A 20,507-nucleotide genomic window follows, 5' to 3' on the forward strand; every position below is an offset into this window, starting at 1 on the left:
AACCCGCTTAGTAGCTATACGGCTCTACATTCGCATCGGCGATACGGTAGCCGGCGTTGGCCAGGTCACTTTCCACATGCTCTACCTGCATGGCCCCGGTGACCCAGAACGGCTGGTACAGCGCTGCCAGTTCAATACCCTTGGCGCTTTGCACATGGACAATCTGGTTGGAAGGCGGCGGGGGCACATGAATGCAGGCGCCGAAGTAGGGCACCAACAGAAATTCGCTAACGGTGCCGTCGGCATTGATACCTAGCGGCACAATATATCCAGGCAGTTTCACTTCCCGGCCGTCAAGAGTGGCGACGACCGGAGCGGAGGGTTGCATCTGCACGGCCGGATCGCCGAACTCCTCTTCACTCAGGGTGTCGGCGAGCGAGGAAAGATCATGGGTTGGTTGCTGCATGTCGCCTAACCCAAGCGCATCCGGCGGCACCAGGTCGCCCCAGCTCAGCTCTTCCACCGCGATAGCGGGGAGGGCGCCGAGCGACAGTGCGCAGACAGCAGTAAAGGCGGCAAGATAACGCATGCAGTACCCCGTGAGGTTTGGATCTAAAGTCAGGTGCGGATCGAAAGACCATCAGCCAGCGACTGCCGGTAGGCACGCCAGGCTGGCACGCTGCCCATGAGAATGCTGGCTGCCAGAATAGCGCTGAGCAGCGCCCATTCATAGAGCCCCGGAGGGGTGATGGCGATGAACAGCCCATAGCGTGAAAGAATCAAGGGTTGGGCGAGCCACAGACACAGATACATCAGGCCGAGGCCGAGCACGATCCCGGCCAGGGCCAGGCTGGCGGCCTCAAGCAACAGAAGACTGAACACATGTCGCGGTTTTGCTCCAACGGAGCGCAGAATGGCCATCTCGCGGCGGCGCTCGTTCAGGCTGCTGAGAATGGCTGTCAGCATCCCCACCAGACCGGTCAGAACGACAAACAGGGAAACGATGAACAGGGCTTTTTCGGCCATGCCCAGCAGGCTCCACAACTCCTGCAACGCGACACCGGGGAGGACTGCCTGCAGGGGTTCGCCGCCAAACTGGTTGATGTCTCTTTGTACTGCAAAGGTACTGATGCGGCTTGTCAGGCCAAGTAATACTGCGGTTATTGCCTTGGGTGTCAGGTCCATTTCCCGGGCCTGTTCCGCGCTAACACTTGCGGCGCCCCGTGCGGGCATGCCCTGTTGCCAGTCCACGTGCAGCGCTTCCATGCCCTGCAGGCTGATATGGATGGTGCGGTCTACCGGGGTGCCGGTCTTGCGTAGTATGCCGCTGACGCGGAAGGGTTTGTCGCCGTGATCTACAAAACTCACAGAGCCGGTGCCATGGGCCAGCACCAGCTCACTATTGAGCGCATAGCCCAATTCCCGCGCCACGTCCGCACCCAGCACGGCATCATATAGATCGTTGAAAGGTGCTCCACGGGCCATCTCGAGTGCCTGATCACGCCCGTGCCGATAGTGCTCGAAATAGCTGGCGCTGGTGCCCATGACCCGAAAGCCGCGGTGCGAGTCGCCCAGGGAAATCGGTATGGCCCAGGCTACCCTGGGGTGCTCGGCGACCTGCTGGTAGCTGTCCCAGCGAATGTTATTGGTAGCGTTGCCGATACGAAAAACCGAATACAGGAGCAGTTGGACCGAGCCGGAGCGGGCGCCGACGATCAGGTCTGTACCAGAAATGGTACTGGTGAAACTGGCCCGCGCCTCCGTTCGAACCTTTTCCACGGCCAGTAGCAAGGTCACACTGAGGGCAATCGCCAATACCGTCAGGATGGCGGAAAATCGACGGTTGGCCAGACTCTTTATTGCCAGGCGCAATAGATACATCAGAGCACCTCTCGGCTAGTGGCTGCGCGGTTTATGTCCTTCAGCGAGAGCGCCCGATCAAATAGCGGTTCTAGGGATGAGTCATGGCTGACGAACAGCAAGCTGCTACCGCCGCGTTCACATTCAGCGAACAATAAGCGCAGAAAGGCTTCCCGACTGTCCGTATCCAGGGCTGAAGTGGGTTCGTCGGCAATCACCAGTTCCGGATTGCCGATCAGGGCCCGGGCTGCCGCTACCCGTTGCTGCTGGCCTATCGACAGCTCGGTAACGGACCGACGCAGCAATTGCGGATCGGAGAGCCCCAGGCCGGCAAGCAGATCCAGTGCTGCCTGCTCCAGGCTGGCGCTGCGGGCGAGCGCCCGCTCACGGCGCACTGCCGAGAAGCGACAGGGCAGGGTTACGTTCTCAACCAGCGAGAGGTAAGGCAACAGATTGAACATCTGGAATATGTAGCCGGTGTGGTCTGCACGAAAGCGGTCTCGTGCGGCCGCCGAAAGCTCGGGAAGGCTTTTTTCCAGGAGTCTTATGCTTCCGCTGTCTGGCAACAGCACGCCACCGAGCAAGCCCAGCAGCGTGGTCTTGCCGCTACCCGATGGTCCCTTGAGAAATACCCGCTCCCCGCGGTAAAGAGCGAAACTGTGTATGTCCAGTAAGCGCGGCTGGCCGGGCCAGGCGAAGGTCACGGCATCTAGCTGGATCAGGACTGGCTGCATGGGGGTATCTGATTAATTGGAGAGTCGGAAGCTGCAATTGCGAGCGTCTCGAGTATATCCGATCCGCTCGCAACCGCGCCTTCACAGGTGTATGACGTTTTGTTCTGGTGTTAGCTCGCCGCCCTGTTGGCCCGTGGGCGTGATGGCCTGTAACAGGAGTTTTTCGGTACCGGGGAACGCGTCGAACAGCTTGACGTCAATTTGCTTGAGTGCGTCGGGGTTGGCACAGACGAAATGAAAGTGAGCGTTGATATCCGCGTGAGCGCTTTCGGTGTCGCCATGGTCGCCATGCTCGTGATGTTCTGCATGATCATCGTGGTGTCCGCCCTCATGGGCGGCATGATGATCATCGCCCTCAGCTACCATGGCCGCGAACAGGGCGCTCTCGGCTTCAGCCTCTTCCAGCAAGCAACCGGCGGCTTCAGAAAATATGAACAGGGTCTGTGCCTGTTCAAGGCGCTGGCGCGCCTGTGTCACCCTGGCAAGGTCTTCGCTGCGGGTGGGCATATACTCAAAGCCGACAATATTGGCAGCAGGGCTTGCGAGCTCGAGGACCAGGTTCTGGCCTTCCAGTACCAGGTTGAGGCTTGCTACACCATGCTCATGGGATTCCAGACTCGCAGTGTTTGCCTCGCTGTGCCCATGCTCATGTTTGTGATCAGCGTTATGGCTGTTGGCCTGAATGGCAAAGGTCAGCGAACTTAGTAGTCCGCCAACCAGCAAAAGAGTATGGCGCATGGGCAATCTCCAATATGTTGATAGGATGTTATCCTATAACATAAGAATCAGGCCTGCCAGCTTTCTCCGGAATTCCGCCCCGCCAGCTTCAATACAGCGCCTGATAGAGCTTGCGTCGGTACTGGATGGTCAGCGGGTGCTCGCTGCCAAGGGCGTTGAATACATCCAGCAATGTCCGGTGGGGGCTTCCATCGGCGTAACCACGGTCACGCTGGAACAGTGCCAGCAGGGCGGCAAGAGCTTCCTCGTGGCGTCGCTGCGACAAATCGACAAGTGCCAGTTGATAGGTGGCTTCACTGTCATTGCTGTTCTCTTCCAGGCGCTGCTCTAGCTCGATGCGTGGCGGCAAACCCGTGGCCTGGCGCAGAAAGGTTACCTGGGCCCGTATTCCAGTCAGGGCTGCCTTGTGTGCGTCCTTGTCTTTGACTGCTTCGAGTATCTGCTCGGCTGCGTCCAACTGACCATCCAGTGCCAATGCTCGACCTAGCAGAACCAGCAAAGGATCTTCAGGGTGCTCGCTTATGGCCGGCTGCAGCAGCGCGATTGCCTGCGCCGCGTGGCCCTCCTCGAGAAGCGCGGCAGCTACGCTCGCCAGGTCTGCTTCGGGTTCTGGGGCCTCCTCGGGCACGGCGCCCAGATGAGGCTCGATGATCGCCCGGATAGCGCTTTCCGGCTGAATGCCGGCAAAGCCATCGACGGGCTGGCCATCCTTGAATAACACCACCGTGGGCAAGCTGCGAATGCCGAAGCGCTCGCTCAGTCCGGGTTGCTGGTCGCAGTCGACCTTGGCCATCAGCAGCTCACCGGCATAGCTGTCGGTAATGGCGGCGAGTACCGGCATCAATGCCTTGCAGGGAGCGCACCATTCGGCCCAGAAATCCACCAGCACGGGCTTGTGAAAGGAGTTTTCCAGTACGTAGCGATCGAACGTCGCTTCGGTGACATCAAAGATATGGGGTGAGGCGCTCATGGGCGGTATCCGGCTGGTGGTCTGAAGAGTGGGTTGCTGTGCAGTTGTGTGCAGATATGGGGGATGGCCAATGCAAAATCAAGCACCGGTCGTTGCACGATACAGGCTGACCTGGCGAAATTCGGCCGGTTCACCCAGATCCGGCCAGGTACGGCCCTCAAGTATGCAATCACGGCGGTACCCGGGATGCCGCAGATCACGTACCCGCGAGTCGGCCAGCAATACGGCGTCGGCCCGCTGCACAAACAGGTCGAGAAAAAATCGGTTGTCGGCGTCATAGAGTACGTCGGCGGCGACAATCAGATCCACCGGGTCGCTCTGGGTGAAAAAATCTCCCGCGTAGTTCAATGGCAGGGCGTTGAGTTCGGCGTTCAGCTGACAGGCCAGCCGTGCCTGTGGGTCCAGATCGCAGGCAATGCTGCTTGTGGCTCCGGCCAGGCTACAGGCCAGGGCTACCACGCCGGACCCTGACCCGAAGTCCAGTATCCGTTTGCCGCGTACCACCTCAGGATGATCAAGGATCCAGCGCGCCAGAGCCAGACCGCTGCCCCAGCAGAACCCCCAATAGGGCGGATCTTCCAGGATTCGGCGGGTCTCCTCGCTGGAAAAGGCCTGATCCAGGTTGTCCGGGTCCAGCAACCATAAACGCAGTTCTGGCACACCGGGCAGATCACTGGCAACGAGGCGGGCGTGGGGCAGAGTCCGGCGTAACTCGGCCTGCAATGCAGCTAGATTCATGGGACTGGGTCCTGAACAAGGGGGAGCATTGTAGCGCTGCTGGCGCCCACGGCGAATATCAGCTGCTGTAAAGGGAGGTGTGCAGGTGATTCTGCAGGTATTCGATCAGCGCCCGGGTGGCAAGCGTCGGGTACAGATTGGGCGCAGTCAGCAGGTACAGGTGGTCCCCCCAGGCCCTGACCCGAGCCTGGTACTGCGGCAGGATATGCGCCAGCGCCCCGTCCGCCAGTTCTTTGCGGACACTGTATAGCGGCAACAACGCGCAACCGAGGCCGGCCAGTGCGGCTCGTTTGATAAACAGCATGTCTTCGGTCTGCAGCCGAGGACGTAATGCCAGCGTACGGGTCTGGCGTCCGTCGCTGAGTTCCAGCGGCAGGCGTTGATCGGGCAGGTTGACACTCAGCATGTCCAGCTCCAACAGGTCATCCGGGGTCTGCGGGGTGCCCTGCCTGTCGAGATACTCGGGGCTGGCGCACAGCGCCCAGTCGACCGGCCCCAGGTCCCTTGCGACCAGGGCATCGGGGGGCGTCGAGGTGACACGGATGGCCACATCGATTTCGGCGGCGACAAGATCGAAGATGCGGTTGCTGAAGGTCAGCTGCAGGCTGACCTCCGGATACAGGCGGGCAAACTCGAGCAGCAGTGGGCCGACGACCTGCTGGCCGAGGGCTACCGGTGCGCTCAGGCGGATATGCCCGCGCAGGTTCTTGCCGAGGTCATCGACCGTGGCCTGCAGGGCGCCCAGCTCCTGGCTGATGCGGGCGGCGTGCTCATACAGCGCCCAGCCGATCTGGGTCGGCTCGACTCGGCGGGTGGTACGCCGGAACAGCTGCAGTTGCAGGTCCTGTTCCAGTGCCTTGAGTCGCCGGCTGATATGCGAACGGGACGTGCCCAGACGCCGCGCCGCGCCGCTCATGCTGCCGGTTTCAACAACGGCGCACAGGCACTGCAGGGATTTGATATCCATTGATTGTCGTCATTTGGTAAACAGTTTGGACTTGTTGCGGAGCATTGTAGATCAAACGGCCGCCTCTTATAGTCAATACATCGTATTTTATGGTCCTGACCTTCCAGTGCCCGTCCAAGGAGAACAACAATGAGTCTACCCCGTGTGCTGCAGCATTCACTGAAGCTGCCCGTCATCTGCTCGCCCCTGTTTATCATTTCCAACCCGGACCTGGTGATCGCCCAGTGCAAGGCGGGTGTTGTCGGCTCCTTTCCGGCCCTGAACGCTCGTCCCGCCGAGGAGCTGGAAGTCTGGCTCAAACGCATCACCAGCGAGCTTGAGCAGTACAAGCAGGAGAACCCCGATGCCGTGGTCGCGCCCTTTGCGGTGAACCAGATCGTGCACAGCAGCAATGACCGCCTGCAGCACGATGTGGAAATGTGCGTGAAGTACAAGGTGCCGATCATCATCACCAGCCTGCGTGCGCCCAATGACGTGGTGGAGCCGATTCACAGCTACGGCGGCCTGGTATTTCATGATGTGATCAACGTCAAACACGCCAAGAAGGCTATCGAGGCGGGTGTCGACGGCCTGATCCTGGTCTGTGCTGGCGCGGGTGGTCATGCCGGCCAGCTCAGCCCCTTTGCGCTGGTCTCTGAAATTCGCGCCTTCTATGACGGCCCGATCATCCTCTCCGGCTCGATCTCCAAGGGTGAGCAGATTCTGGCAGCGCAGGCCATGGGCGCCGACCTGGCCTATATGGGTACCCGCTTTATCGCCACCCATGAGGCCAATGCCGATGCGGCCTACAAGCAGATGCTGGTCGATACCACCGCGGATGACATCGTCTACAGCAACCTGTTCACCGGCGTGCACGGCAACTATCTCAAGCCCAGTATCCAGAATGCCGGCATGGACCCCAACAACCTGCCCGAGGGCGACAAGAGCAGCATGAAGTTCGGCTCCGGCGGCAGCAACAAGAGCAAGGCATGGAGGGACATTTGGGGCGCCGGCCAGGGCGTTGGCAGCATTGCTGCCATCACCTCGACCGCCGAAGCGGTCAGCCAGCTGGAGCAGGAATACGCCAGCGCCCAGGCGCGCATGCAGCAGATCACGGCCCCCTACGGAACCAAGGCATGACCGCACGCCTGGTCTGCGCCGATCTGGAGCGCAGTGGAGATGAGGTTGCCCGGCGAGCCCTGAAGCTTGCCGGCGGGCTGGCGCGGCTGGGGGTAGACGACGGCGACGTGATCGCGGTGATGCTGCGCAACGGTTCGGCGTTTGTCGACGCCATCCTCAGTTGCCAGACCGCTGGGTGTTTCTATTGCCCCATCAACTGGCACTTCAAGGCTGCCGAAGTCGGCTTTCTGTTGCAGGATTCAGGGGCCAGGGTGCTGCTGGTCGAGGCAGATCTGCTGGAGGACATCAGGGGCGTCATTCCCGAGGGCCTGGTGGTGCTGGTCAATGGCAGCGAAGGCCATACCACGATCAATGAGCATGGCTACGAATCCTGGCTGGCGGAGCAGAGCCCGTACTCCGGCGAGCCGCGCACGCCCCGTGCGCACATGGCCTACACCTCCGGCACCACCGGCAGACCCAAGGGGGTCAAGCGCTTGGCCCCGGCGCCGGAGCAGCGCGAGGCGATGGCAGCTGCAATGCGTGACCTGTCCCGCGAGGCCTGGGGCATCGTGCCTGGCGTAAGCACGCTGGTGTCGGCTCCGTTGTATCACAGCGCGCCCAGCTCCTTTGCTCAGCAGTCGATTCTGCAAGCCGACCTGATGGTGTTGATGCCGCGCTTTGATGCTGAACAGACCCTGGCGCTGATCGAGCTGCACCGTATCGATACAGTGTTTCTTGTCCCGATCATGTACGTCCGCCTGCTGCGTCTGCCAGAAGAGGTCAAGGCGCGCTACGATCTGTCGTCGGTGCGCTTTGTTGCCTCCACGGGGGCGCCCTGCGCGCCGGAGGTGAAACAGGCAATGCTCGACTGGTGGGGGCCGGTGATCCACGAAACCTACGCCTCCAGTGAAACCGGCATGATCACAATCCAGGATCCCGCTTCCGCACGGCGTAAGCCCGGCAGCGTGGGTCGTCCGATCGGTGATACCCGCATACGCATTGTTGACGAGCAGGGCGACGACTGCGCTGTGGGCGAGCCCGGTATCATCTACGTCCGCCAACCCGCGGTGCCGGATTTCACCTATCTGAATAATGAGGCCGCGCGCCTTGGCGCCGGCCTGGGTGACCTGGTCACCGTCGGTGATATCGGTTATCTGGATGAAGACGGCTATCTCTATATCTGCGACCGCAAATCCGACATGGTGATTTCCGGCGGGGTGAATATTTATCCCGCCGAGATCGAGCATGTATTGATCACCCTGCCTGGCGTGATCGATTGCGCGGTGGTCGGGTTGCCGGACAGCGAATACGGTGAGTCACTGCTTGCCGTGGTGGCAGCGGCCCCCGGTGCGCTGAGTGTTGAGCAGGTGCAGCAGCATGTGCGCGACCGGCTGGCAGGTTATAAGGTGCCGCGTCGTGTCGAGCTGGTCGACACTCTGCCGCGCGATGATAACGGCAAGGTGGCCAAGCGACTCTTGCGCGAGCGCTTTGCCCCGAGTTGAGCGGCGCCATGTGCTGGTCTTTGCAGGGTCTTTCTTGCGGTGAAATGTAAAGAGGCATTTTTATCGGGGCCTGGACAAGAGTAAGATGTGAACGCTTTTTATCCTCCCGGGAATCTTCTATGCACTGTCCATTCTGTGGCGCCCATGACACCAAGGTGATCGACTCTCGGCTGGTGGCCGAGGGTGACCAGGTGCGTCGGCGGCGTGAATGTCTGGCCTGCCAGGAGCGCTTCACCACCTTCGAGACCGCCGAGCTGGTTCTGCCTCGCGTTATCAAGGGCGACGGTCGTCGCCAACCCTTTGATGAAGAAAAATTGCGTGCCGGTATGCAGCGCGCCCTGGAAAAACGTCCCGTGAGCGTGGAGCAGATCGAGGCGGCTATCGGCCATATCAAGCATCGTCTGCGCGCCACCGGTGAGCGCGAAGTGCAGGCGCTGGTGGTCGGTGAAATGGTCATGAACGAGCTCAAGCAACTCGATGAAGTGGCCTATATCCGCTTTGCCTCGGTTTACCGGCGCTTTCAGGACTTGAACCAGTTCCGTGAGGAAATCGAGCGCCTGTCGCGGCGGGACAAGGACGAGCCCGATGCCTGATCAGGCGATCAGCGACCGGCGCATGATGGCCCGGGCGCTGCAGCTGGCAGCGAAGGGCCTCTATAGCACCGATCCCAATCCCCGCGTCGGTTGCGTGCTGGTGCGTGAGGACCGGATTGTGGGAGAGGGTTGGCATGTGCGTGCCGGAGAGGGACACGCCGAGGTCAACGCTCTGGCTCAGGCGGGCGAAGAGGCCCGTGGGGCAACGGCTTATGTCACGCTCGAACCCTGCAGTCACACCGGGCGTACCCCGCCTTGCGCTGATGCTTTGATTGCTGCCGGCGTTGTACGCGTGGTGGCGGCAATGCAAGACCCCAATCCGCTCGTTGCCGGGCGTGGCCTTGAACGCCTTCGCGCAGCAGACGTGCAAGTCGATTGCGGCGTGCTGGAATCAGAAGCCGCGGCGTTGAATCCCGGCTTCGTCAAGCGCATGCAGACCGGGTTGCCCTATGTGCGGCTCAAATTGGCAATGAGCATGGATGGCCGCACCGCCATGGCCAGCGGCGAAAGTCAGTGGATTACCGGCCCCGAGGCTCGTGCTGATGTGCAGCGCCTGCGCGCGCGCAGCAGCGCGGTGGTCTCCGGGGCCGATGCGGTATTGCTGGATGATTCGGCGTTGACGGTACGTAGCGCGCAGTTGGGCTTGCCTGAAGCGGAGGCAAAGGCGGCCACCGAGCGGCAGCCTTTGCGGGTTTTGGTCGATGGCAGCTTGCGCGTACCGCTCAGTGGTCGGCTTTTTCAGCAGGACGGGCCGGTACTGGTAGCCTGCCGTTTGGATGAGCTGCCAGAGGCTGATTACCGTGCGGCGGGTGCGGAGCTGATCGCCCTTGCCGACGCGGGTGGACAGCAGGTGGATCTCGATGCACTGCTACAGTTGCTGGCCTCGCGTGGCTGCAATGAGGTGTTGGTTGAGAGCGGAGCCAAACTGACTGGCGCTTTCCTGCGGGCAGGTCTGGTTGATGAGTTGGTGGTGTATATGGCGCCAAGGCTGCTGGGCAGCCTGGCGCGACCCTTGTTGGAACTGCCCTTCGACAGTATGGCCCAGGCCATGCAACTCGATGTGACCGACATGCGGGCTGTCGGCCGTGATTGGCGAATCACGGCGCGACCGGTTTTTCCTTTCTGAGAGTGTCGCATCATGCATATGGCAGTTCAGTGGTTGCTGATTCTGATGGCAGTGGTAGCGTTTCTGGGTGTGGTTTTTGAAGAGCTGATTCACGTCAACAAGGCAAAAGTAGTACTGTTTTTCGGCGCGCTGGCGTGGATGGTGCTGTTTATCGCTGCGCCCGACGATGCCTTCCGCGAGCGGGTACATGCCGCTCTGAGTCATAACATTACCGATATCGCCGGCCTCTGGTTGTTCCTGCTGGCAACCATGACGTTCGTTGCCTATCTGAACAAGAAGGGCTTGATCGAGAACATCATCTACAGCGTACTGCCAGGGCGGGTGACGGAGCGCAAACTGTTATTTCTGACAGGGCTGTTCTGCTTCGTGTTTTCCTCGATCGCCGACAACATCACTGCCACCCTGGTGTCAGTCGCGCTGGTCCTGAGTCTCAAGATGGAGCTGCGCAAGACCCTGAGATTCGCAACGCTGGTTGTGTTCGCGGTCAACTCCGGCGGAGTGGCCATGATCACGGGTGACGTCACCACGCTGATGATCTTCCTCGCCGACAAGGTCGAGATCACCCATTTGTTGATGCTCAGCGGCCCTGCTTTTCTGGCGGTACTCCTGCTCGCGGCATTGCTGTCCGTCGGTCTGAAGGATGAAGTGGTGATCGAAAAGGCCGCGTTGCAACCGCTGCGGGGAGTCGATCAGGTGATCGGTCTTCTGTTCTTGCTGACCATTGTAGGTACCATTCTGGGCAGCCTGCTGTACTCGATCCCGCCGGTTCTGACCTTTCTCACCGGTCTTGCGCTGATGTTTTTGATTGCACGGTTTTTCAACGAAGATATCGAAAACGACCCGATTCTCGAGTACGTGAGAGCGATCGAGTTCGAGACATTGTTGTTCTTCCTGGGAGTGTTGCTGCTAGTCGGCATGTTGCAGTTTATTGGTGTGCTGCAAGGCCTGACGGCGCTTTACGACCTCATGCCGGTGCTATTTGCCAACCTTCTGATGGGTATTCTGTCGGCGCTGATCGATAACGTGCCGCTGACTGCAGCCCTGCTTAAAGCCGATCTGCAGATGAGCACCGCCGAGTGGATGGGACTGACTTATGCTGTCGGAGTTGGTGGTTCATTGCTTATAATCGGGTCCGCTGCCGGGATAGTAGCGATGAGCAAGCTGCCCGGGTTGACCTTTCTGACCTACATGCGCAGTTTCGGGTTGCTGTTTGCGGCCTTTGTCTTCGGTTATATCTCGGTTTACGGGTTGGGTCTGCTGGTTGGTGGCGAGTAGACTGCACCCCTGTCAAAGAGGCACTTACATGTTCACAGGCATCATCGAAGCGGTTGGTCAGATCCAGAGTATGCAGCCCCGGGGCGGCGACGTCCGGCTGTATGTGAAAACGGCAGGTCTCGACCTGGACGACGTCAAACTGGGTGACAGCATTGCGGTCAATGGCGTTTGTCTGACAGCGGTGGAGCTGCCCGGTGACGGCTTCTGGGCGGACGTCAGCCAGGAAACCATCCGGCGCACCGCGCTTTCGCGTCTCAAGGAAGGCAGCCGGGTCAATCTGGAGAAGGCGCTGACGCCCTCTTCGAGACTTGGTGGGCACTTGGTCAGCGGCCATGTGGACGGTGTGGGCAAGGTTCTTTCATTGAAAGAAGACGCCCGGTCCTGGCACTTTCGTATCGAGGCGCCTGCAGCACTGGCGCGCTATATCGCCGAAAAGGGCTCGATCACCGTTGATGGCACCAGCTTGACCGTCAACGCTGTCGATGGCGCCATCTTTGACCTTAATATCGTACCGCACACCATGCAGCAAACCGTTATGGGTGAGTATCAAGCCGGCAGTCCGGTGAATCTGGAAGTCGACCTGATTGCCCGTTATCTGGAGCGTCTGCTACTGGGCGACAAGGCGGCGGAATCAGGCGGCGACAGTGGCCTGAGCATGTCTTTTCTCGCTGAAAACGGCTACCTGAAATCCTGAACTCTCAGGCCGTGAACTTTCAAGTGCCGAACTTTCTGGTACTGAACTTTCAAGTACAGAACAAGGAGCCCGGGAGGGCCGCATGAAACTTAATACTGTAGAAGAACTGCTGGAAGACATTCGCGCCGGCAAGATGGTCATTCTGATGGATGACGAGGACCGCGAAAACGAAGGCGATCTGATCATGGCGGGCCAGGCGTGTCAGGCCGAGCATATCAACTTCATGGCCCGCTACGGCCGCGGCCTGATTTGCATGCCGATGAGTCTCGAGCACTGCGAGCGCCTGAACCTGCCGTTGATGGTGCAGCGCAATAACTCGGGCTTTGGTACCAAGTTCACCGTTTCCATCGAGGCCGCGGTGGGTGTCAGTACCGGTATTTCCGCAGCAGATCGCGCGCGTACGGTGCAGGCTGCTGCTGCACCGGGTGCCATCGCCGATGATATCGTCAGCCCGGGTCACATTTTTCCGCTGATGGCTCAGCCGGGTGGCGTACTGGCGCGCGCCGGACACACCGAGGCTGCCTGCGATCTGGCGCGCATGGCCGGGTTTGGCGAGTCTGGCGTGATCTGCGAAATTATGAACGACGACGGCAGCATGTCGCGCCGTCCTCAGCTTGAGGCCTTCGCCCGCGAGCACAACCTGAAGATAGGAACGATCGCAGATCTGATTCACTACCGTCTGCTCAATGAGCGGACGGTCAAGCGCATATCCGAACAGCCGCTGGAAACCGAACTGGGCAGCTTCAATCTGGTGACCTACCGGGATAGCCTGGAAGGTGCCGTGCACCTGGCGCTGACCCTGGGCAAGCTGGAGCCGGAAGAGCCGACCCTGGTGCGCGTGCATAATATGGACCCGCTGCGCGATCTGTTCATGGTCAGTCAGCCGGGTCGCTGGAGCCTGCGCGCCGCCATGGGCAAACTCGCCGAAGAGGGTCATGGGGTTGTACTGTTGCTGGGTAACCAGATGGGCGCCGACGAATTACTGCATCATGTCAATCAGCTGGCAGGTACCGATACGCCCGAGCGTGAACCCACTACCTACAATACGGTAGGGGCGGGATCGCAGATTCTACGGGATCTGGGGGTACGCAAGATGCGGCTGCTGTCCAAGCCGATGAAGTTCAATGCCATATCCGGGTTCGACCTGGAAGTAGTAGAATATTTGCCCTGCGAATAAACGCACCCGATCCACGACTGCGCCTGGTGCGCAGCCGGTTCTTTAAGAGAGAGATAACATGTCAGCTATACGTACCATCGAAGGCGATTTCGTATCCGTGCAGGGCCGCTACGCTCTGGTTGTCGGTCGCTTCAACAGTTTTGTCGTGGAAAGCCTGCTGTCCGGTGCAATCGATGCGCTCAAGCGCCACGGCGTAAAAGAAGCAGACATTACCATCGTGCGGGCCCCCGGTGCGTTCGAGATCCCCCTGGTGGTGAAGAAGGTCGCCGAAACCAAGCAGTTCGACGCCATTGTCACTCTTGGCGCTGTTATCCGTGGCGGTACGCCGCATTTTGAATACGTGGCTGGCGAGTGCGTCAAGGGCATTGGCAGTCTGTCGCTTGAGTACGGTATTCCGGTCGCTTTCGGCGTGCTCACCGTTGACAGCATCGAGCAGGCCATTGAGCGCTCCGGCACCAAAGCGGGTAACAAGGGTGCTGAAGCGGCGATGTCTGCTGTTGAAATGGTCAGCCTGTTCAAGCAGTTGGAGGCCAAGTGAGCGAGTCAGACCAGCAGCCGGCCAGTGCTGGCCGGCCCAAGGCGTCGGCTCGCCGCAAGGCCCGCAGTCTTGCCGTCCAGGCACTTTACGGCTGGCAGGTGGCAGACTTGCCGCTGTCGGATATTGAGGCCCAATATCGCGCCGACAATGATTTTGCCAAAGTTGATGGCGCCTATTTTCACGAACTGCTGACCGGCGTTGGCCGCAATCTGACCGAGCTCGATGAGCATTTGGCCAGCGTCCTGGACCGTCCGGTGCGTGAGCTTGATCCGATCGAAATGGCCATTTTGCGGCTTGGCGTATACGAGCTGGTGCACCGGATCGATGTGCCCTATAAAGTAGTGATCAATGAAGGTATCGAACTGGCAAAGATATTCGGCGCCACCGATGGTCACAAATACGTCAATGGCATTCTCGACAAGCTGGCTCCCAGCCTGCGCAGTGTTGAGGTCAACGCGTCCCGCCGGGGGCGTTGATAGCCATCTGTAAAAGGCCGCAGCCATGTCGCTGGGTGAGTTTGAACTGATTGGCCGGTATTTTCGTAGCATGGAGCTGGGAAATGCCGGTGGTTCGGAACATGTCACCCTCGGCATTGGTGACGACGCCGCCTTGATCAGCATGGCACCTGACAAGCAGCTGGTGGTCTCCACCGACACCGTTGTACTTGGCACGCATTTCCCCCCTGACTACATCCCTGCAAACCTTGCTTACCGAGCCCTGGCTGCGGCAGTCAGTGACCTGGCTGCTATGGGGGCCAGGCCGCTGAGCTTCACATTGGCGCTGACATTACCCGAGGTGGACGAGACCTGGCTGCAGAGTTTTGCCCAGGGCCTTACCGATGCGGCTCGCGATCATCGCATCAGCTTGATTGGGGGTGATACCACCCGGGGGCCACTCAATATAAACGTTACCGTATTGGGAGAAGTGCGGCCGCGGAATGTGGTGCGCCGTGGTGATGCCCAACCCGGTGACCTGCTTTGTGTCGGCGGCCCACTGGGCGACGGCGGTGGTGGCCTGGCTGTGGTTCTGGGTGAAAGCATGCCTTCTTCTGTGAGTGATGCTGCGCGGGATTACCTTTTTCAGCGCTTCTGGCGTCCCCTGGCCCAGTGTGAGCTCGGACTGGAGCTCGCCGGGGTAGCCAGTGCGGGTCTTGATGTGTCTGATGGACTGATTGCAGACGCCCGTCATCTGGCGGAGGCCAGCGGCGTAGCGCTGCATATTCGCCTCGCCGACCTGCCCTGTTCTGCTGCACTGCAAGCCTGGCCGGAGGCGCAGCGAATGGAATGGATGCTGGGCGGCGGCGACGATTATGTGTTGTTATTTACCTTGCCGGTTGCCAGTATCCGCTGCCTCGAAGTGTGGGCTTCCCAGGGCTTTGATGTGACCGTGATCGGCGAAGCCGTGGTTGGCAGCGGTATATGGCTGGATGACGGTCAGGAGTTGAAAGAAAAGGTGCAGCCCGCCGGTTACCAGCATTTTCAGAGGAAAAGTAATGATTGAAGGCTCAACTCACGCGCCCGCATCGGTTTGGCGTAATCCCGTGCACTTTCTGGCCTTCGGGTTTGGCAGTGGTGCAGTGCGACGGGCGCCGGGTACCTGGGGTACCTTGGCGGCAGTGCCATTCGTGCCCCTGTGGCAACACCTGCCTTTTACCGGTTATCTCCTGGTGCTTGTAGTCAGCGCTCTGGTGGGTATCTGGCTTTGCGGGCGCACTGCCAGGGATCTGGGGGTGCACGACCACGGAGGTATTGTCTGGGATGAGTTTGTCGGTTATTGGCTGACCATGCTGCTCGCGCCTCCGGGCTGGCTGTGGCTGCTTGGTGGCTTTGTACTCTTTCGTTTCTTCGATATTCTCAAACCCTGGCCGATCGGCTGGGTGGACCGCAAGGTGCATGGCGGCCTGGGCATCATGCTGGACGATATTCTTGCAGGACTGATGGCACTGGCGGTTTTGCTGGTGGTTGAGCAACTGATCTGAATAGGGTTTCAAGGAGAACGCCGATGCTAAGGAAAGAAGTCATTGCCTGTCTGGTCCTGGCCCTGGGTCTGGCAGCCGGTGCGGCGAGCGCCGAACCGCGCGTCAGGGTCGTTGGTCTGTTTTCCGGTGCGGCAGTGGTCAACATCGACGGGCAGCGGCACATGTTGCGAATCGGCAAGCCGGGGCCGCAAGGTGTCGAATTACTTGCGGCAGACAGCCGTACTGCAACAGTGAGGATCAACGGGCAAACACGTCAGCTCGCCCTGCAGCGCGATTACACGGAAGGCTTTGCCGCTGTGGAGCGCAAGCAGGTAACCATAGGCCGTACTGGGGGAGGCCATTTTCGTACCGTCGGCTCAATCAATGGTCAGAACGTACAGTTCATGCTTGATACCGGTGCCACGAGCGTGGCGATGAACTCCTTTCAGGCCGAACGACTGGGGATTGATTTCCGTTTGGTCGGTGTGCCGATAATGGCGAATACCGCCAGCTCCCAGGTGCAGGGCTTCCGGGTAATGCTGGACAGAGTCAAGGTAGGGGATATCGAGCTGACCAATGTCGAAGGGGTGGTGCTAGAGGGCGCCTACCCTACAGAGGTGTTGCTGGGTAACAGTTATCTGAGCAGGATACGCATGATCGATAACGGCGAAACTCTGCTTCTGGAGAGCCGTCACTGACATTTAGGGCCGGCGGCTACATGACGTCACATTCGCCCTACCTCTATTCATCGCGGCTTTGCCGTTCTCCTGCTAAGATAGCGGCCCTTTATGGCAACAACCGGACAGGAGCCAGGTGTGTCAGTCACCTTTGTTGCGTCATGCAAATTACCGACCCGCTGGGGCACCTTCACCATGCACGGCTTTCTCGAGCCGGAGACCGGCAAGGAGCACGTTGTATTGACCATGGGTGATGTCGCCGATGGTAATCCTGTGTTGGGCCGCCTGCATTCCGAATGTCTGACAGGCGACGCACTGTTCAGCCTGCGCTGTGATTGTGGTTTCCAATTGGAGGCAGCACTTCAGGCAATCGCTGAAGAGGGGCGTGGAGCACTGTTGTATTTGCGACAGGAGGGGCGCGGCATTGGTCTCATGAACAAGGTCAGGGCCTATCATCTGCAGGACGGTGGTGCGGATACGGTCGAGGCCAACGAATTGCTTGGCTTTGGTGCAGACCAGCGCGACTACGGGATTTGTGAGCCAATGCTCAAGCATCTGGGCATATCCAGCCTGCGTCTGTTGACCAATAACCCGCGCAAGGTCAAGGCTCTGGAGGGTTACGGCCTGAGAGTAACCGAGCGCTTGCCCCTGGAGTTTGGTCTGAACCCCCATAACAGCAAGTACCTGGCAACCAAGGCCGGCAAGCTTGGCCATATGCTGGGGCAGATGCATCAGGCGGAGAAAGAATAATGTTCGACCCTACCCAGCACTGGCGTGCCCTGCGGCGCAACTGGCGGATGCAGAGTATCGTTACGCTATGCTTGCCCATAGCGCTGGCCTGGTTTTTGAAAGACCAGCCCGGCGCGTGGGAGGACGCTGCGATAGGTCTGTTTATACTGGGCCTGGCCACGTTGTTCCTGTCACTGTGGCGATTCCGCCGATACAAGGCAGCGTTGATCGAAGCGGATCGTCTGGGTGAAGCCCCCGAGGCAGCCGATGCCTGGGTCACGCTGCACCGTGAACAGTTGCTTGGTCTGTTGAATGCCAAACTGCCCGCCTGGGTCGGCATGCTGCACTACGTCTGCACCTCCGAAATTGTTCCCCTGACCCTGCTGGTACTCGCCAGTATGGGTGTCATGCTGCTTTATCGCCCGCCCACTGCCTGGGTGAAGTAATGCAACGCTGGCTGGCTGCACTGGTTTGCCTATGGTTGGCCAGTACCAGCGCACAGGCTAGCGACTCCGGTTCTGAGGTGCAGCGGATTGTCAGCCTCGCGCCGTTTCTCACTGATATGCTTATCCAGCTTGAGGCGTCTGACCGCCTGGTGGGCGTACTGGATGACGGTCTGTTGGATGCAGAGCTCGATTCTGTAGCGCGCGTAGGCGGTCACCAGACCCTTTCCCGAGAATTGATTCTCGCCGAGCAGCCTGATCTGGTTCTGGCCTGGACGTCGGGTAATGATGCCCAGTTGCTGACTCAGCTTGAGAGCTGGGGCCTGCGGGTAGAGCGGTTTGACCCGCAGCGCCTCACCGACATTGCGACCATGACACGTGGGCTGGGACGACTACTGGGCGTGTCTGAACGAGCTGATGCGATGGCGCACGATTTTGAGCTGTCGCTCTCCCGCCTGCATCGCCCACTGACGCTTGAATCGCCACGCGTATTTGTGCAGTTATGGGACGATCCTCTCTACACGGTGAGCAATGAACAGCTCCTGGGAGACGCGCTGAGTCATTGTGGTGCGCACAATGTCTTCGGTGATCTGCCTGTGCTTGCGCCCCAGGTTGGACGCGAAAGTGTGATCGCTACCGACCCTGACCTGATCATAGCTTTCTCGGACGAGCCGGCACAGGCCAATCCCTGGCTGCAACGCTGGCGTCAGTTTGCACAATTGCGGGCGGTACGCCATGAGGGTTTGAGATCCATGGATGGTGATGCGCTGGTACGCCCGACACCGGCACTGCTGGAGGGGTTGGAGGTGTTATGCGGCTTGATAGCGGAGTATCGGCTGAAACCGAGAGTGGACTAGCTGCCGCATCGATATGATGCGGCAGCACCCAGATCATCAGAAGTCGGGAGTCCAGCTGACTGACAGCATGGCGTTCAGGTCATTCTCTCGATAGGCATAGGTCTGTCCGTCGACGTTGTAGTTGGCCAGGCCGTAGTCCTTGTCCAGCAAGTTGCCGACCTTCAGGTCCCAGCGCAGCGCAGATGTCATGTTCCAGTTGGCGCGGGCCTCTACCAGACCGTAGCCGGACAACTGCTGTTGATTGGCCGGATCGTTGTATCGCTCACTATTGGCCATCACGCTGAAGCCTACACCAAACACCCCCCACTGGCGGTCCGTATCCACGCTGACCAAGCGCTTGGGTCTGCGTGGCAGTAGGTTGCCGGTGGTGCGGTCGCGCGGGTCAAGCCAGGTTGCCGCCAGCATTGTATGCCAACCCGCCAGATCCGTTGTTGCGCTGAGTTCCAGGCCGTGGATCCGCGCGCGGCTGATGTTCTGCGCGACGAAGAAGGGGTCGAGCAGAATCAGATCATCAATATCCGTGCGGAACGCGGCGGCCTGCAGTTGGGTGTCCTGGATCTGTCCGCGCCATTGCAGTTCGTAGCTTTTTGAGCGCTCGGGTTGCAGATTGGGATTCGCGCCAAAGCTGGTGTAAAGATCGTTGAAGGTCGGTGCACGAAAGCCTTCGCCATAGGAGGCGACCAGTTGCTGGTTCTCCGCCACGGGCACGATCAAGGCAGCGTTAAAGGTGTTGGCACGCCCAAACTGCTCGTTGTCGTCATGCCGCCAGCCAAGCTCTGTCTGGAAACGCTCGCTGGCAAAACGGTGCTGAACGAATGCAGCGCGATTGAAGCGCTCGGTCTCGATAAAACTCCCGGTGCTGCGCAATCGGTCTTCATACCAGTCCAGGCCGGTTTGCAGGCTGTGTTGCTCGTTCAGTTGCAGGGTATTCAGCCAGCTCGCAGAATCGCGGTAGGTGTTGTAGGTGAAGCTGAAGAAATCGTAATTGCTGTCACGCTTGTCTTCTGCGTGGCCCGCTTCTAAGCGTGAGGTCCACAACTGATTGACCTGCCATTGCAGGTGCGTAGCGACCGTGCTCAGGGTGAAATCGTCTTCCGGGTTGCCGAACAGATCGTATTCGGTATTTCCGCTCTGCTCGAGCAGCCGCACGCCTGCTTCCAGATTGTCCGAAAAGCTATGGATCAGGCTCGCATTGAAGGCGCGATTGCGATAGGCGTCGTCGTCCTCGTCGCCTGCGGTTTCGTGTCGGGTACGATCGAATCCACCTGTCTCGTTCAGGCTGGCGCCAAGATCGAAGCGCGTGCGCTGATTACCGCCGGAAAGGCCGACATGCCGGCGGTAGCTGTCGTTGCTGCCTACAGCAAAGCTGGCGCGGGGGTTGAGTCCGGGCTCGCCGCGGCGGGTAAAGATCTGCACCACACCACCGATGGCGTCTGAGCCGTAGACGGCAGAGCGGGGACCGCGGATCACTTCGATCCGTTCGATCTGGTCGACGTTGAGAAACTCCAGGCTGGCTTGGCCGGCCGAAGCGCTACCGATGCGCTGGCCGTCCACCAGTACAAGTGACTGCGTACTGCCGGTGCCGCGCAGGGACAAGGCAGTCAGGCTGCCCTGGCCTCCGTTGGTAGTGATTGATGCGCCAGGTACTCGGCGCAGCAGATCGACAATAGAGGTTGGCTGCAGCCGATCGATATCGGCTCGGGTAAAGATGGTTGTAGCTGCCGGCGTGCTGGCGAGGGATTGTGCCTGACGTGAGGCGGTAACCACAGTGTCAGGCAGATCTACGGAGCTGTTGGCCAGTGTTATACCGGATGCCAGCAGGGTAGGGACGAGTAATAGCAATCTGTTCATGTTGAGCCTCAAAAGAAACGCTTTTGAGGAGGGCGAAAAGCCA

At 59.7% G+C, this 20,507-nt stretch carries 23 protein-coding genes; 15 read left to right on the forward strand and 8 right to left on the reverse strand.

Annotation, left to right across the window (positions count from 1 at the left end; all coding sequences use genetic code 11):
• Positions 1 to 7 precede the first annotated feature (7 nt).
• From FZF01_RS17615 to FZF01_RS17645, 7 genes are all read right to left on the reverse strand, one after another.
• Positions 8 to 529 (reverse strand): DUF3299 domain-containing protein, encoded by a 522-nt coding sequence (locus FZF01_RS17615; RefSeq protein WP_150279312.1) that lies wholly within the window; start codon positions 527 to 529, stop codon positions 8 to 10.
• Between the two features lie 29 nt (positions 530 to 558).
• Complete coding sequence (locus FZF01_RS17620; protein ID WP_150279313.1) at positions 559 to 1,821, reverse strand: ABC transporter permease; 1,263 nt, start codon at positions 1,819 to 1,821, stop codon at positions 559 to 561.
• Positions 1,821 to 2,534 (reverse strand): ATP-binding cassette domain-containing protein, encoded by a 714-nt coding sequence (locus FZF01_RS17625; RefSeq protein WP_150279314.1) that lies wholly within the window; start codon positions 2,532 to 2,534, stop codon positions 1,821 to 1,823. Before FZF01_RS17625 ends, FZF01_RS17620 begins: the two co-directional genes overlap by 1 nt.
• Before the next feature lie 81 nt (positions 2,535 to 2,615).
• The gene (locus FZF01_RS17630; protein WP_150279315.1) at positions 2,616 to 3,272 is read right to left on the reverse strand and encodes a DUF2796 domain-containing protein; all 657 of its coding nucleotides are present in this window, start codon (positions 3,270 to 3,272) and stop codon (positions 2,616 to 2,618) included.
• Positions 3,273 to 3,360: 88 nt separating this feature from the next.
• Positions 3,361 to 4,296, reverse strand: a complete 936-nt coding sequence (gene trxA, locus FZF01_RS17635; RefSeq protein ID WP_223825557.1) for a thioredoxin — start codon at positions 4,294 to 4,296, stop codon at positions 3,361 to 3,363.
• 24 nt (positions 4,297 to 4,320) lie between these two features.
• A complete protein-coding gene (locus FZF01_RS17640) occupies positions 4,321 to 4,980 on the reverse strand; it encodes a class I SAM-dependent methyltransferase (protein WP_150279317.1) in 660 nt (219 codons plus the stop codon).
• A gap of 58 nt (positions 4,981 to 5,038) precedes the next feature.
• A complete protein-coding gene (locus tag FZF01_RS17645; RefSeq protein WP_150279318.1) occupies positions 5,039 to 5,947 on the reverse strand; it encodes a LysR family transcriptional regulator in 909 nt (302 codons plus the stop codon).
• A gap of 129 nt (positions 5,948 to 6,076) precedes the next feature.
• Between FZF01_RS17645 and FZF01_RS17650 the strand changes: the two genes are divergently transcribed.
• From FZF01_RS17650 to FZF01_RS17720, 15 genes are all read left to right on the forward strand, one after another.
• Positions 6,077 to 7,066, forward strand: coding sequence for an NAD(P)H-dependent flavin oxidoreductase (locus FZF01_RS17650; protein WP_150279319.1), 990 nt, complete (start codon positions 6,077 to 6,079; stop codon positions 7,064 to 7,066).
• The gene (locus FZF01_RS17655; RefSeq protein ID WP_150279320.1) at positions 7,063 to 8,547 is read left to right on the forward strand and encodes an AMP-binding protein; all 1,485 of its coding nucleotides are present in this window, start codon (positions 7,063 to 7,065) and stop codon (positions 8,545 to 8,547) included. The genes FZF01_RS17650 and FZF01_RS17655 overlap by 4 nt, the downstream gene beginning before the upstream one ends.
• A 119-nt stretch (positions 8,548 to 8,666) precedes the next feature.
• Complete coding sequence (gene nrdR / locus FZF01_RS17660) at positions 8,667 to 9,140, forward strand: transcriptional regulator NrdR (protein ID WP_150279321.1); 474 nt, start codon at positions 8,667 to 8,669, stop codon at positions 9,138 to 9,140.
• Entirely contained in the window at positions 9,133 to 10,266 is a 1,134-nt protein-coding gene (gene ribD, locus FZF01_RS17665) for a bifunctional diaminohydroxyphosphoribosylaminopyrimidine deaminase/5-amino-6-(5-phosphoribosylamino)uracil reductase RibD (RefSeq protein ID WP_223825555.1), read from the forward strand. Before nrdR ends, ribD begins: the two co-directional genes overlap by 8 nt.
• Before the next feature lie 12 nt (positions 10,267 to 10,278).
• Positions 10,279 to 11,541, forward strand: coding sequence for a sodium:proton antiporter NhaD (nhaD, locus tag FZF01_RS17670; RefSeq protein ID WP_150279322.1), 1,263 nt, complete (start codon positions 10,279 to 10,281; stop codon positions 11,539 to 11,541).
• A 28-nt stretch (positions 11,542 to 11,569) separates the two neighbouring features.
• Positions 11,570 to 12,235, forward strand: coding sequence for a riboflavin synthase (locus FZF01_RS17675; protein WP_150279323.1), 666 nt, complete (start codon positions 11,570 to 11,572; stop codon positions 12,233 to 12,235).
• Between the two features lie 82 nt (positions 12,236 to 12,317).
• On the forward strand, positions 12,318 to 13,412 hold the full coding sequence (ribBA, locus tag FZF01_RS17680; protein ID WP_150279324.1) for a bifunctional 3,4-dihydroxy-2-butanone-4-phosphate synthase/GTP cyclohydrolase II: 1,095 nt from the start codon (positions 12,318 to 12,320) through the stop codon (positions 13,410 to 13,412).
• 58 nt (positions 13,413 to 13,470) lie between these two features.
• A complete protein-coding gene (gene ribH, locus FZF01_RS17685) occupies positions 13,471 to 13,950 on the forward strand; it encodes a 6,7-dimethyl-8-ribityllumazine synthase (RefSeq protein ID WP_150279325.1) in 480 nt (159 codons plus the stop codon).
• The gene (gene nusB, locus FZF01_RS17690) at positions 13,947 to 14,426 is read left to right on the forward strand and encodes a transcription antitermination factor NusB (protein WP_150279326.1); all 480 of its coding nucleotides are present in this window, start codon (positions 13,947 to 13,949) and stop codon (positions 14,424 to 14,426) included. Before ribH ends, nusB begins: the two co-directional genes overlap by 4 nt.
• 31 nt (positions 14,427 to 14,457) lie before the next feature.
• A complete protein-coding gene (thiL, locus tag FZF01_RS17695) occupies positions 14,458 to 15,450 on the forward strand; it encodes a thiamine-phosphate kinase (protein WP_188434492.1) in 993 nt (330 codons plus the stop codon).
• Entirely contained in the window at positions 15,443 to 15,928 is a 486-nt protein-coding gene (locus tag FZF01_RS17700; RefSeq protein ID WP_150279328.1) for a phosphatidylglycerophosphatase A family protein, read from the forward strand. The genes thiL and FZF01_RS17700 overlap by 8 nt, the downstream gene beginning before the upstream one ends.
• Before the next feature lie 23 nt (positions 15,929 to 15,951).
• The gene (locus tag FZF01_RS17705) at positions 15,952 to 16,605 is read left to right on the forward strand and encodes a retropepsin-like aspartic protease family protein (RefSeq protein ID WP_150279329.1); all 654 of its coding nucleotides are present in this window, start codon (positions 15,952 to 15,954) and stop codon (positions 16,603 to 16,605) included.
• Between the two features lie 117 nt (positions 16,606 to 16,722).
• Complete coding sequence (gene ribA / locus FZF01_RS17710; RefSeq protein WP_150279330.1) at positions 16,723 to 17,334, forward strand: GTP cyclohydrolase II; 612 nt, start codon at positions 16,723 to 16,725, stop codon at positions 17,332 to 17,334.
• Positions 17,334 to 17,759 (forward strand): MFS transporter, encoded by a 426-nt coding sequence (locus FZF01_RS17715; RefSeq protein WP_150279331.1) that lies wholly within the window; start codon positions 17,334 to 17,336, stop codon positions 17,757 to 17,759. Before ribA ends, FZF01_RS17715 begins: the two co-directional genes overlap by 1 nt.
• A complete protein-coding gene (locus FZF01_RS17720; protein ID WP_150279332.1) occupies positions 17,759 to 18,613 on the forward strand; it encodes a helical backbone metal receptor in 855 nt (284 codons plus the stop codon). Before FZF01_RS17715 ends, FZF01_RS17720 begins: the two co-directional genes overlap by 1 nt.
• Positions 18,614 to 18,649: 36 nt before the next feature.
• Here the strand turns inward: FZF01_RS17720 and FZF01_RS17725 are convergent, their stop codons facing one another.
• The gene (locus FZF01_RS17725; protein WP_150279333.1) at positions 18,650 to 20,464 is read right to left on the reverse strand and encodes a TonB-dependent receptor domain-containing protein; all 1,815 of its coding nucleotides are present in this window, start codon (positions 20,462 to 20,464) and stop codon (positions 18,650 to 18,652) included.
• Positions 20,465 to 20,507: the final 43 nt, after the last annotated feature.

This window comes from Halopseudomonas salina, assembly GCF_008641105.1.